Origin of the sequence: Shewanella sp. NFH-SH190041 (genome assembly GCF_024363255.1) — a bacterium.
Classification (GTDB): Bacteria; Pseudomonadota; Gammaproteobacteria; order Enterobacterales; family Shewanellaceae; genus Shewanella.
Genome location: NZ_AP026070.1, coordinates 1800310 through 1812789, shown reverse-complemented (window position 1 = coordinate 1812789; position 12480 = coordinate 1800310). Strand labels below are relative to the sequence as shown.

The 12480-nt window shown below is 51.3% G+C and carries 12 protein-coding genes; 11 read left to right on the top strand and 1 reads right to left on the bottom strand.

The window, feature by feature from the left end; translation table 11 throughout:
* Positions 1-58: 58 nt before the first annotated feature.
* The 8 genes from NFHSH190041_RS07970 (at position 59) to hypA (ending at position 8817) form a co-directional block, all read left to right on the top strand.
* Positions 59-595, top strand: coding sequence for a HyaD/HybD family hydrogenase maturation endopeptidase (locus NFHSH190041_RS07970; protein ID WP_261924700.1), 537 nt, complete (start codon positions 59-61; stop codon positions 593-595).
* 74 nt (positions 596-669) lie between these two features.
* Positions 670-2496, top strand: a complete 1827-nt coding sequence (locus NFHSH190041_RS07965) for a hypothetical protein (RefSeq protein WP_261924699.1) — start codon at positions 670-672, stop codon at positions 2494-2496.
* A gap of 137 nt (positions 2497-2633) precedes the next feature.
* The gene (hypF, locus tag NFHSH190041_RS07960) at positions 2634-5051 is read left to right on the top strand and encodes a carbamoyltransferase HypF (protein WP_261924698.1); all 2418 of its coding nucleotides are present in this window, start codon (positions 2634-2636) and stop codon (positions 5049-5051) included.
* Positions 5052-5203: 152 nt separating this feature from the next.
* On the top strand, positions 5204-6013 hold the full coding sequence (hypB, locus tag NFHSH190041_RS07955) for a hydrogenase nickel incorporation protein HypB (RefSeq protein WP_261924697.1): 810 nt from the start codon (positions 5204-5206) through the stop codon (positions 6011-6013).
* Positions 6013-6258, top strand: a complete 246-nt coding sequence (locus NFHSH190041_RS07950; protein ID WP_261924696.1) for a HypC/HybG/HupF family hydrogenase formation chaperone — start codon at positions 6013-6015, stop codon at positions 6256-6258. Before hypB ends, NFHSH190041_RS07950 begins: the two co-directional genes overlap by 1 nt.
* Entirely contained in the window at positions 6258-7433 is a 1176-nt protein-coding gene (gene hypD / locus NFHSH190041_RS07945) for a hydrogenase formation protein HypD (protein WP_261924695.1), read from the top strand. Before NFHSH190041_RS07950 ends, hypD begins: the two co-directional genes overlap by 1 nt.
* Positions 7423-8442: a hydrogenase expression/formation protein HypE gene (hypE, locus tag NFHSH190041_RS07940; protein WP_261924694.1), complete on the top strand. Its 1020-nt coding sequence runs from the start codon at positions 7423-7425 to the stop codon at positions 8440-8442. The genes hypD and hypE overlap by 11 nt, the downstream gene beginning before the upstream one ends.
* A gap of 27 nt (positions 8443-8469) precedes the next feature.
* Complete coding sequence (gene hypA / locus NFHSH190041_RS07935) at positions 8470-8817, top strand: hydrogenase/urease nickel incorporation protein HypA (protein ID WP_261924693.1); 348 nt, start codon at positions 8470-8472, stop codon at positions 8815-8817.
* A gap of 119 nt (positions 8818-8936) precedes the next feature.
* On the opposite strand, the gene NFHSH190041_RS07930 is transcribed toward hypA, so the two are convergent.
* Positions 8937-9395 carry a copper resistance protein NlpE gene (locus NFHSH190041_RS07930; protein WP_261924692.1) on the bottom strand — a complete coding sequence of 153 codons (459 nt, stop codon included), beginning with the start codon at positions 9393-9395 and terminating at the stop codon, positions 8937-8939.
* Between the two features lie 358 nt (positions 9396-9753).
* Here NFHSH190041_RS07930 and NFHSH190041_RS07925 point away from each other — a divergent pair, with 358 nt between their 5' ends.
* The 3 genes from NFHSH190041_RS07925 to NFHSH190041_RS07915 are packed head-to-tail and all read left to right on the top strand — an operon-like array spanning position 9754 to position 12479.
* On the top strand, positions 9754-10983 hold the full coding sequence (locus NFHSH190041_RS07925; protein WP_261924691.1) for an OprO/OprP family phosphate-selective porin: 1230 nt from the start codon (positions 9754-9756) through the stop codon (positions 10981-10983).
* Between the two features lie 32 nt (positions 10984-11015).
* Positions 11016-11975: a Bug family tripartite tricarboxylate transporter substrate binding protein gene (locus NFHSH190041_RS07920; protein WP_261924690.1), complete on the top strand. Its 960-nt coding sequence runs from the start codon at positions 11016-11018 to the stop codon at positions 11973-11975.
* Between the two features lie 3 nt (positions 11976-11978).
* Positions 11979-12479: a tripartite tricarboxylate transporter TctB family protein gene (locus NFHSH190041_RS07915; protein WP_261924689.1), complete on the top strand. Its 501-nt coding sequence runs from the start codon at positions 11979-11981 to the stop codon at positions 12477-12479.
* Position 12480 lies beyond the last annotated feature (1 nt).

Here is a 12480-nt window from a genome sequence, read left to right as displayed (position 1 = left end):
CTGATCTGAAACGTCGCCGGGGGTCTTTACTCCCGGCGACGCTGTTATAAGGCTTTTGATGAAAATCTTATTAATGGGCATTGGCAATGTACTGTTTGCTGACGAAGGCGTCGGGGTACATTTTGTTAACTACATGTCTGAAAAATACCAGTTTCACCATGATGAGCACCAAATCGACACCATGGATGGCGGTACCCTGGCTCAGGGGTTAACCCCGATTCTGGCGCAATATGATTACTTGGTGGTGGTTGATACGGTCAATGCCGCTGGCGTGGAAGCGGGTCAAGTGTACTTCTTCGATTTTGACAATGCACCGCCAGAAGTGGACTGGCAAGGCAGCGCCCATGAAGTCGAGATGCTGCAAACCCTGTGCATGATGGAAATTGTCGGCGATCGGCCAAAAACTTTTGTGCTCGGCGTAACACCAACTGTACTTGAGCCTATGTACCTTGGCTTAACCGAAAACGTTCATGCGGCGATTCCTACCATGGAAAAAGTGCTGCTGAAACATTTTGACAGTCTGGGGATCCGCTGCGATAAAGTCGCTGACGTGGATATCAACAGCCTGATCCCGGATGCCTATAAGCGCAGTTAATTCCCGGCGGCAGACAGGTCAGCGGCAATAGCCCTAGGCCACAGCGACAACCGATACACACGAAGATTTTTCCGATGAAATTAGTCCGTTTTGAACTCCAATGTGCCCGTGAGGTGCCTTTTTACGCCCAGCTGTGCAACCGTTATTTGCAGCATCCGACACTGGACATCACCATTGCCTACCAGCAGGGCAGCTATATCATTGAAGCCGAAGGTGAACAAACCGCCCTAGAGCAATTGGCTGAACAGATCGCGGCTGATTTCCTGATGTCTGTCTGGCTGACCGGCAGCCAAATCCGGCCGGTTGAGACCCGCCTGGGTACCCAAACGCCCATCTCGTTATCCAGTGCCCAATGGCAGGATTACTGCCAACACTGTTTCACGGCATTTGGGGACAATCAATCCCCAGAATTTGGCAACCTTCTGCACACTTGCCCAGTCTGTCAGGGAGAAAAACCATGGCAGCAAGTGGAAGCAAACAACCGTGCTGCACTGACCGCATTCGCCAATAAGCTGCTTGAAGGCGAAACCCTTACCTTGGCGGATGGTACTGCGCTGCAGCTAAACCAGCCTTTTGCCCACCGGGATGGGCTGGCCGATCTATTGGTGTGCAATCCCAATACCCTGAATCAATTTTTTGCACTGGATACCGATCAAGTATTGGCTTTATCTGCACTGGAAAAGCCTTTTATCCGCGCCAGATGCAAAACCAGCGATAACTTTAGCGATACTCGCCTGACAGATGCCGGTTACCGTCTCTGTTTCAGTTATCAGCGCCAACTGATTGTACTGGCTGAAATACTGCGTCAACGCGGGGTCAATTTTGTCTTTATCCGCCCCGGCGCGCCTCGCACTGAGCTCACTTGGATGCCGGGCAGTCACCATGATGCTGGCTGGGCAGAAATCACCGCTCACAACGCCTTAACGCTAACGCCAGCACCAGAGCCACTGCACGACGATGCGACATTAGCCCATTGGCAGGCCAATTGGCGCAAACAACAGCTCAGCTTAACCCCTCTTGATACCCACACAGGGGAAATACATAACAGCGATGAGCTGGCTAAAAGTGCCCTACTCGGCGCTTTATTAGAGCGCCAGATTGCTGCAGGCAACACGGCGAAACAGCCACTCAATGTGGCGAAAACCGCAGGGCTATATTTCTCTGCCGCCCATGACGGCAAGCTGGTCTACACAGATAATGATACCAATGTGCAAACCTTCCTGACGTTGCCAACATTGCCCCAGCACGGTGCCCATATTCTGGCCGCGCTGCAACAGGGTAAACAGGCTGCTGTCACTGCCCGATTTGCGGAAAAATTCCCGGCCACGTTAGCCCGTCTGGCACGTTATGATTTTGCCGCCGAGCCACAAAGCCGTGCCAGTTTATCTGCCTTATCTGCCTGCGCGGCTATTTTGCTCGACCTTGGGCAGCTTGAGGCGGCTGATACCACAACAGATGCCCGCCCTCAGGACACTGTTAGCTCGCTGGCATTAGCACTGCAATTTACTGGGCAACAGCACCAGGGTAAAAATGCCCCACGCATTGATTATCCGCTGGTGACACTGGCTGAAGATCAAGGTCTCTCTATCGACTGGCTGCGCACCCTAGGTTCCGTGATGGCATTTCGTCTTGCCGATCCTGACAGTGCGCCCCATATCGCTTTTGGCGTGCACGACTCCATGGCCGACTATTTTGCCAACTGGATAGAACATCTGGATCAGAAATGGGGTATCGACCGCGTAGCCCTGTCTGGTGATGAGATGGCTAATTCACTGCTGGCTCAATGTCTGGCATTACGTATCGGCAAGAACTTTGAGCTACTGATTAACCGTCGTTTGCCATTAGATGGGGCAAATTGCGCTGCGGGCGCCCTGTATTTAAAACAGCGCCGCCGTCGTTAATTTAGCCCAAACAGGGCCTTCAGTTTTTCGCTGTTGGCCCAAGAGAGCACCAAGCTCATTAGCTCAAATTGCCCGGCAAGATCCCGGCTGTTACCATCCTGCATCCAGCGCATTGCAGACAAGAGGAATAGGCGCCCATGGCAAGCGTGATACGACAACAAATTAAGGTTACCGGCATTGTTCAGGGGGTCGGATTTCGTCCCTGGGTATATCGACTGGCAACCCAATTGCAGCTTAGCGGCTCGGTATTAAACAATGCTGCCGGTGTCACCATTGAACTGCAGGGCGAGCGCAATACACTGGCACAATTTTGTCAGTTGCTGCACACAACGCCTCCGCCACTAGCTCAGATTGATGCCATTAGTGTCACCTCCCTTGCCTGCCAAGATGATCAAGAGGAATTTGTTATTCTGGACAGTCAGGATGACTGCGCCATCAGTGTGTCTGTCTCGCCAGACAAGAGCTGCTGTGAAGATTGTCTCACCGAGATGGGCGATCCCCACAGCCGTTTTTATCAATATCCCTTTACCAATTGCACCAATTGCGGGCCACGTTACACCATCATCCGCGCCCTTCCCTATGACAGGCCCAATACTGCGATGGCTGATTTTGCCATGTGCCCGGATTGCGCGCGGGAATATCATGATCCATGCAACCGGCGCTATCATGCTCAGCCGGTGAGTTGCCCCCATTGCGGCCCACAGTTAACCCTGCTTGATAACCAGGGGCAGGTCTTAGCTAAACGTAATGATGCACTGGAGCAAACCATTGCCGCCATTCTGGCCGGGCAGATTGTGGCGGTAAAAGGGTTGGGGGGATTTCATCTTATCTGTGATGCCACCAATCAAACAGCTGTGGCAGCACTGCGGCAGCGTAAGCACCGCCCGGCAAAACCGCTGGCGGTAATGGCAGCTGATATTGAGATGGCGCAACACCTCGTCCGCGGCAATGATGCCGAATGGCAACAATTAACCAGCCGCGAACGGCCAATTGTATTAATGCAACTGGCCGCCAAACAGCAATCGTTCGGCCAAAAACAGTCTGCCCCCAAAAAAGCCTCCACAGCACAGTATGTAGATATCGCATTATGTGATGCCATTGCCCCGGGGCTTGAGCGTCTGGGCATTTTTCTGCCTTATACCCCACTGCACCATTTAATGCTCTCCCGGCTTAAGCGACCGATTGTCGCCACCAGCGCCAATATTTCCGGTGAGCCCATTATTAGCGATGCCAACACCATACTGAGCAAACTGGGGAATGTGGTCGATCTGGTACTGGATCATAATCGGCCGATTATTCACCCTTGTGATGACAGCGTGGTACAGGTAATTGATGGTGAGCTACAAATTATGCGCTTGGCGCGGGGCTATGCGCCGCTCACATTAGCATTATCTCAATCTACAGATGCCCCCGCCGCCACATCAACTACCGGGCACAGCATCTTAGCCGTCGGGCCACAACAAAAAAATACCCTGGCTTTAGCAACTGCGGGTAAAATGCTACTCAGCCCCCATATTGGCGATCTGTTTTCCCTTGCTGCTGGGCACTATTTTCAGCAAAGCCGTGAGGCGTTGGAGCATCTATATCAAACCCAACCAAAGATGCTAGTACATGATCTGCATCCGGATTATCTCTCTAGCCGCTGGGCAATTGAAACCGCCAAAGCCGATCCGGCCATCAGGTTACTATCGCTGCAACACCACTATGCCCATGTGCTGGCGGTGATGGCAGCGAATCAATATCGTGGTGAGGTATTGGGATTTTGTTTTGATGGCACAGGGCTTGGGGATGATAACACCCTATGGGGCGGCGAGATGCTGCGCTGTGATTTGCAGGGCTTTCAACGGCTGGCACACTGGCGTCCTGTCAGCTTGATCGGGATGGAGCAAGCGGTCAAACAACCTTGGCGGGTGCTGCTGGCGCTGCTGTTTGACCACTATTCTCCGACGCAAATTATGGCGCTCAATCTTCCGGTACTGACCCATGTATCGGCTACAATGATGAATAATATTCATACACTGTGGCGTAAACAGCAGCGCTGTATTGCCAGCTCCAGCACCGGCAGACTTTTTGATGCTGCTGCAGCCCTGCTTGGCCTCCTGGGCGATACCGGTTTTGAAGGCGAAGCCGGAATGAAGCTGGAACAACTGGCGAGTGCTTATCTGGCGGATCACCCTCAGCATCAACACCCCGCTGATGCCGACTGCTGCTTTACCCTAGTCGCTGTTGGCCAGCACCCACAACAATGGGACAGTCATGGGCTGTTTGCCCAGATGCTCAGCGCCGTGCAAGCCGCCCCACTGACACAAAACCGGCAGCAGCAAATCGCCTTAGGGTTTATTCAGGCATTAGCCAAATTGGTGATCGGCCAAGCACGTGCCCATCCTGCATTACCCGTGGTTTTATGCGGCGGCGTATTTCAGAACCGATTATTACTGTCATTGTGCCGTCAAGGGCTGCAACAGGCGGGTCACAGCGTATTATCGTCAGGCCAAGTGCCAGTCAATGACGCCGGTATTGCGCTGGGGCAACTTTGGTATGGGTTACACCACTGAGCCGCATCGGCTCAAAACTCATGTCTGCAATAAAGCATGGCAGTGAAAAAATTTGATAGCGGTCCGGCAGGCAATTTCGCCGGATCTAGATGAACAATTGCGGTTATCTGCGGATAACAGTCAAAGCGGTAAATTAAAGACAAGGTACTCTTATGTGTAAAGATTGCGGTTGCTCCCTGACACGCCATGAGCACGATCATAGCCATGGGCATAGTCATCATCACGATCACAGCCATGAGCATAGTCATGAGCACGGGCACCATCATGAGCACAGCCATGATGAGACCCTGATGACTAATCCACAGCTGAATGACAAAAAGACCCTGTCAGTGATCCACAAGATCCTCGACAAAAATGATATGGAAGCGGTCCATAACCGTGAACACCTAGAAGCCCATGGTGTTACCGGCTTTAACCTGATGAGCAGCCCTGGTAGTGGTAAAACCACCCTGCTGGAGCACCTGATTGATTATACCCAGCTCAAATATGCCGTGGTGGAAGGGGACTTGGAAACCTCCCGTGATGCCGACCGGTTAAAAGCCAAAGGCATTGATGCTTATCAAATTCAAACCGGCAGTGCCTGCCACCTGGATGCCTTTATGGTGCATGGCGCCCTGCATCATGTGTCGCTGGATGGACTGGACATCTGCTTTGTGGAAAACGTCGGTAACCTAGTGTGTCCTGCAAGCTATGATGTCGGTACCCACAAAAATATCGTGCTGGTATCAGTACCTGAAGGTGATGACAAGATTGAAAAATATCCGGTCATGTTCCGTCGTGCCGATCTGGTGTTGATCACCAAATGTGACCTGCTGCCTTACTTCGATTTCAGTATCGAAGAAGCTCGTGAAGCAGTAAAAAAACTCAACCCCAATGCCACTGTACTGGAAGTGTCTACCAAGGATGCGGCCTCCATGCAGGCAGTTGCCCAATGGCTGGCTGATAACCGGAGCAACAACTAATGTGTCTGTCTATTCCATCCCAGGTGGTTGAACTGCATCCTGAAGAAATGTCAGTCACTGTCGATACCATGGGCGTGCGCCGTAAAGTCAGCAGCCACCTGATGGCTGAGCCGCTGGCCATCGGCGATTATGTGCTGATCCATATCGGTTTTGTGATGAACAAAATCGATGAGCAAGCCGCCATGGAGAGCTTGGCACTGTACCGTGAAATCGTTGACACGCTGGAACAGCAGGAGCAGTACTGATGCTGGAACTCAAATCCCTTTATGAGGGTTTCCGGGATCCCCAGACTATCCGGCAGTTAGCAGCAGATATTCGCACAGAAGCGGCCGCGCTGGATGAGCAAATCTGCATCATGGAAGTGTGTGGGGGTCATACCCACACCATTATGAAATATGGCCTACCCCAGTTACTGCCGGATAATATTGAATTTATCCATGGCCCCGGCTGCCCGGTATGCATTATGCCCAAAGAGCGTATTGACCATGCTGCCGCGCTTGCCAGCCAGCCCAATGTTATCCTGGTAACACTGGGAGATATGATCCGGGTGCCCGGCTCCCACGGCAGCTTGGCTCAGTTTAGAGCCAAGGGCTGTGATATCCGCCCGATTTATGATCCTCTAGACACCTTGAAAATTGCCCAGGAAAACCCAGACAAAACCGTGGTGTTTTTCGCGATTGGCTTTGAAACCTCTACCCCGATGACGGCAGTATTACTGGCGCAAGCAGAGGCGATGGGGATTAACAATCTGCAGTTTCATATCAACCATGTGCTGGTGCCACCGGCCATTGATGCTGTGATGGCGGATGAGCCGGTGCGGGTGAATGCCTTTATCGGTCCGTCCCATGTCAGTGTGATCACCGGTGCAAAAATCTATCAACACGCCGTAGATACCTACCACACCCCAGTGGTGGTAGCTGGGTTTGAGCCGGTGGATGTGATGGAGTCCATTTTGCAAATTGTGCGGCAAAAGGCTGCAGGCAAGGCCGAGCTGGAAATCCAATACAGCCGCGCCGTCACCATGGACGGCAACCTGACCGCTCAGGCGCTGGTTGAGCGTTATTTTGAAGTGCGGCCAGAGTTCCGCTGGCGAGGGCTGGGGCCAATTGCCCATTCCGCTTTGCAGCTAAAAGCCGCGTTTGCTTATCGGGATGCAGAAAAGTGCTTTGCCGACATTCTGCCCACCGCAGAAATTCAGGATCATAAGGCCTGTCAGTGTGGCGATATTCTTCGAGGCCATGCAAAGCCAAAAGATTGCCGGGTCTTTGGCCGCGGCTGTACCCCACAGACACCACTAGGTAGCTGCATGGTCAGCTCAGAAGGCGCCTGTAACGCCTATTTCCGTTATTCCATGACGCCAGTGGCGACCCCGGCAGCGTCATCCCAACATGCCAGTCAAGGAGCCGTTGATGAGCAATGATATCCGTTTGGAAAAATCCATTCAGCTAAGTCATGGCGGCGGTGGACAGGAGATGAATCACCTGATTAAATCCTTGTTCTTCAAAGCTTTTGACAATCCACTTTTGTGCCGAGAAGAAGATGCCGCCGCACTGCAATTAACTGGTCAGTGCGCCTTTACCACAGATGCCTTTACCGTCTCACCGCTGTTTTTTGCCGGCGGCAATATCGGTAAGCTGGCCATTGCCGGTACGGTCAACGATCTGGCAATGATGGGAGCAAAACCGGAATATCTGTCTGCCAGTTTTATTATTGAAGAAGGCTTTGCTTACCGCGATCTCAGCGTAATTGTGCAAACCATGGCCGATGAGCTGGCTAAAAGCGGCGCCAAAATTGTCTGTGGCGATACCAAAGTGGTGCCTCGGGGCTGCGCAGATGGCATCTTTATTACCACCACTGGGGTGGGCCATATTCAACATGCCGGCATCTCTGCCCACCATGTTGCTGATGGTGATGCCATTATTGTATCCCGGGATATCGGACGCCATGGTGCGGCTATTTTAATGGGGCGCGAAGGGCTAACGCTGGAGTCAGAGTTAACCTCTGATTGCGCCACCCTATGGCCAGCGGTTAAAACGCTCATTGATGCCGGGCTGGATATCCATGCTCTGCGCGATGCCACCCGGGGAGGATTGTCTGCCGTACTCAATGAGTGGAGCCGGGCATCTGAAATGGGCATCGCTATCAATGAAGCCGATATCCCGGTTGCCGATGAGGTGCGCGGGCTATGTGAACTGTTTGGTTTCGAGCCTTATGATTTGGCAAACGAAGGCACCTTTATTCTCGCGCTGCCTGCTGCGCAAGCTAGCCAAGCGGTATCGCTGCTGCGCAGCATCAATTGCAGTGCCAATGCCAGTGTTATCGGCCATGCCTGCCGGGAGCACAATGGCAAGGTGATCCTCAACTCCCCTTGGGGGTCCAGCCGTTATCTGGATGTCCCTCAAGGTGAACTACTGCCAAGAATTTGCTGATATGTCGCATCAGAGAAAGGAGTAAGCATGCACGAATATTCCATCGTTAATGCCCTGTTAGAACAGTGCGACAATATTGCCCGGGAAAACCAAGCCAATAAAGTGACTCGCGTTGCTATTAAGGTGGGAGTACTTAGCGGGATTGAACCTGGGCTGCTGCAAACGGCTTACGATACCTTCAAGCTCGACTCCCTGTGCTCGGAAGCACCGTTGGAGATGCAAATCCAGCCCCTGGTGCTGCACTGCCATGACTGTGGGAAAGACAGTACGCCAGAAGAGCGCACTGTGGTGTGCCCTCAGTGCGGCAGTTTTAATACCAAGGTAACCGATGGCGAAGATATGTATCTGATGCAGCTTGAGCTGGATACCGAATAAGCGGCAAAAGTGACTTATCTGAACGTTACGCAAGGGAATAAAGCATGCTTTATTCCCTTTTGCTTTTATTCACAGCACAAATAATATCCATAGGTGAATGACCTCTCACCCACAAGCCATCATTTTCGACTTAGCGTATAAAAAGACGCCAATGACCCTGTCGCCCGATTGCCGTCAGCATCCAGCATATATAATTTATCCTGCTGCCACAGATAAAGGTAACCATTGGATAGCTTAATATGATTATTGGTTTTATTTATACTGAATAAACCGGATTCAATATCAGGCTGAGTATCAGTATCCAGATAGACGGATGTTAATGTGAAACGGCTATCAGTCAGTGTCAGTTCGGTTTTAATGCCACTACAATCAGCGCAGGGCAACGTACCATAATAACTGCCCTGCCAAAGGGCAGAATTCACCGCGTTATTTATTCCAGGAGATACTGTCACAGTATGGGTATCCTGCTTTGTTTGTAGCTTATCGGCTAAATTCGATTGAGTATTGAGATTATTATCACACCCCGCCAACCCCAGCAAAAGCCATAAAGCAAGGAAAGTCATCCGTCGTTTATTCATTATAAAACATCAGTCAAAATCATTAAGAGCGTAAATTTTAACTAATTTAGCCTTGAAAATCAGCACAATCTAAAATTGATATCCCCGTTGCCATTAGCCCGCCTATCTCTTTTATAGGCGCGCTGTCATATGACAGTAATCATTAAATTCATTTTGTTCATGCACTTTATACACAGATTAATTTTTATTATCAGGTATAGAGTTTACGAACAAAAATTTAATTAACATTTTATTTTCAATATATTCGCAATTATTCAGCTTTTATGGCTGATGAGGGTCTGCAAAGGCAGGCTCCTGCAGCACAGTTTTAAACAATGCGCATTCAACGGAATATAAAATCAATAAAATGGAGAACGCTATGAGCAAACCTCGCATATTGGCCAGCCTCATTGCCTTAAATACTGCTGTCTTTGCCCCTCAGGTTATTGCTGAGTCACAGGATGATAAAATCGCCGCACTGGAGCAGGAAGTCAGTAAACTGAGTAAAAAATTCGGTCATTTAGAATTCGGTGGCCGGATCCAGTTGGATTACAACTATTTCAATGGTGCTTACAACGCAGATAATCAAGGGGAAAATGCCCAGTCACTGTTTCCCCGTCGAGCGCGAGTCTATGTCGAAAGTGAGCACACTGACTGGGATTACAAATTGCTGCTGGACTTTGCTGAAGAAGCTGAAATTGTCATGGCTCGACTACGTTACTCCGGGTTTGGTAATGGTCTAAAACTGGCGGCGGGTAAATTGCGGGAAGATATCAGCTTAGATGCCCTGACCAGCAGTAAACATATTGCCCTAATTGAGCGCAGTATGCTGGCCAATACCCTGTCCCCCTATTTCCGTTGGGGCGTTGCTGCCAGTCAGTACTTTGCTGATAGCGGGCTGCGCTATGCCGTAGGTGCCTATAAAAATGATGCCTTCGGCGCCAGTGGTGAAAACGCTGATGGCGCGCTGGAGCTGGCACTTAGTGGCAGGTTGACTTGGGCTGATGCCACGCCCGGAAAGGTTAAACATGCCGGGGTATGGTATTCACATCGCGCCATGGGAGACAGCGACCTGAGCAGTAAATTCGCCCGGGGCGAGCTTAGGGATACCAATGTACGCCTACTAAATTATGCCAGTGGTGGTGAAACTGTTGCGCTAAACAGCATGCAACAAAGTGGAATTGAATTAGCTTGGCAGCATGATGCACTGCTATTACAAGCCGAATATGGCCAGCGAACGCTGGATACCAGCGACCCAACCTCCCCCCTCGATGGTGAAACCTATGGTGGTTACTATGTGCAGGCCAGTTATTTCCTCACCGGAGAGCAACGCAGTTACTCCAAAGGCAGCGCCGTATTTAAACAGCCCAAAGGAGTGAGTAATGCTTGGGAGCTCGCCGCTAGGGTATCGAGCATGGATGCCACATCCGCCCAGCAGGGAACTGAAGTACAAACTTACACCTTGGGCACTTCCTATTATTTCAGCCCCAAAACAAAAGTGATGCTCAACCTTATTCACAGCAAGGTTGACGGCCCGGGCGCTAAAGCACTTATCGGCACGGAAACAGATGGCAATGCCATGAGCGCACGCTTGCAATATCTGTTCTAACTCAGCCTTATCCCATTAAAAGGAATTTTGTTATGAAACGACTGACATCCCTGTTAGCCGGCGCACTGCTGGCGACGGCATCTGGCTTAGCCCAGGCTGAAATCCATTTCCTTATTCCAGGTGGCCCAGGTGGCGGCTGGGATACCACAGCCCGCGGCGTGGGTGAGGCACTGGTCAAAGCTGAGCTAGTTGACAATGCCTCATTTGAGAATATGTCTGGCGGTGGCGGTGGCCGCGCCATTGCCCATCTGATTGAAGCCAAGAATAAACCCGGCGATATTTTGATGGTCAACTCCACGCCGATTGTCCTGCGCGCCCTTAATGGCCGTATTCCTTTCAGCTATAGGGATTTAACCCCGGTGGCCGGCATGATTGCCGATTTTGGTGCTTTTGTTGTGCGCAATGATTCTCCCCTGCAAAGCTGGCAAGATGTGCTGGTCCGCTTTAAAGCCAACCCTCATAAATTTAAAGTGGGCGGCGGCAGCGCCCGGGGCAGTATGGATCACTTAGTCGCGGCTCAGGCCGTGAGCGCAGCCGGGCTCAATGGCGCCAAAATGCGTTATATCCCCTATGATGGCGGCGGTCAGGCCAAAGCGGGCTTGTTATCCGGTGAAGCAGATATCCTGTCTACCGGGTTTAGTGAGGCTTTAGAAATCCACAACAGTGGTCAGGGACGCATTTTAGCGATCACAGCAGATCAACCGGTCAGTGATTACCCGGATATCCCAACGATTATGTCTCTTGGCTATGACATGTCTTTTGTTAACTGGCGAGGCTTTTTTGCCGCCCCCGGCATCAGCGCGCAAAAAGTAGATGGCTATATTGCCACCCTGGAAAAACTGCTCACAACCCCCCAATGGGAACAGGTTCGTAGCCGAAATGGCTGGCGTAATCTCTTTCTCACCAAGGAGGCGTTTGTTGCCTCACTTGAGGCACAAGAGCAGCAGCTGAAAACCATTATGTTGCAGCTTGGATTTATCCGGGAGGGCTGATAGATGATAAGCCGCGATCTGCTTGGCAGTCTGTTGTTTTTAATGCTGTTCACCGCTTACAGCGCCATGGCTTGGCATATTCCCCTGCTGCCATTTGAGGAATATGAAGTGGTCACCAGCGCCACTATGCCGAAAATCTATGGCATTGCCGGCATGGTGATCTGCCTTATCTCGCTGGTGGTTTGTCTACTAAAGCAAACTGGAGCAGATGCGGCCAACCGTGATACATCGCCTACTGTCAAAGCTGACAGCAAGCAGGAAAACACCGGCAATATCCGGCGCACTGCCCTGCTGTTTGCCTTGATGCTGCTGTATGCCCTGCTGCTGGAACCCGCTGGTTTTATTCTTGCTACGCTCGGGTTTCTGGCGGGTGGGTTTTACATCATGGGAGAGCGGCGCAGCAAAGTGCTGCTGCTCGCAACCATTCCCGTTGTACTGCTTTTCTGGTTACTGATGACCCAGGTGCTGGATATCTATCTAGCAACCGGAACCATGTGGGAATAAT

Bases quoted from the DNA above. Each gene is read 5' to 3' on its own strand.
- NFHSH190041_RS07915 (WP_261924689.1), top strand. From the start codon at position 11,979: ATGATAAGCCGCGATCTGCTTGGCAGTCTGTTGTTTTTAATGCTGTTC.
- NFHSH190041_RS07950 (WP_261924696.1), top strand. From the start codon at position 6,013: ATGTGTCTGTCTATTCCATCCCAGGTGGTTGAACTGCATCCTGAAGAA.
- hypF (WP_261924698.1), top strand. From the start codon at position 2,634: ATGGCAAGCGTGATACGACAACAAATTAAGGTTACCGGCATTGTTCAG.
- NFHSH190041_RS07970 (WP_261924700.1), top strand. From the start codon at position 59: ATGAAAATCTTATTAATGGGCATTGGCAATGTACTGTTTGCTGACGAA.
- hypE (WP_261924694.1), top strand. From the start codon at position 7,423: ATGAGCAATGATATCCGTTTGGAAAAATCCATTCAGCTAAGTCATGGC.
- hypD (WP_261924695.1), top strand. From the start codon at position 6,258: ATGCTGGAACTCAAATCCCTTTATGAGGGTTTCCGGGATCCCCAGACT.
- NFHSH190041_RS07965 (WP_261924699.1), top strand. From the start codon at position 670: ATGAAATTAGTCCGTTTTGAACTCCAATGTGCCCGTGAGGTGCCTTTT.
- NFHSH190041_RS07920 (WP_261924690.1), top strand. From the start codon at position 11,016: ATGAAACGACTGACATCCCTGTTAGCCGGCGCACTGCTGGCGACGGCA.
- NFHSH190041_RS07925 (WP_261924691.1), top strand. From the start codon at position 9,754: ATGAGCAAACCTCGCATATTGGCCAGCCTCATTGCCTTAAATACTGCT.
- hypA (WP_261924693.1), top strand. From the start codon at position 8,470: ATGCACGAATATTCCATCGTTAATGCCCTGTTAGAACAGTGCGACAAT.
- hypB (WP_261924697.1), top strand. From the start codon at position 5,204: ATGTGTAAAGATTGCGGTTGCTCCCTGACACGCCATGAGCACGATCAT.
- NFHSH190041_RS07930 (WP_261924692.1), bottom strand. From the start codon at position 9,395: ATGAATAAACGACGGATGACTTTCCTTGCTTTATGGCTTTTGCTGGGG.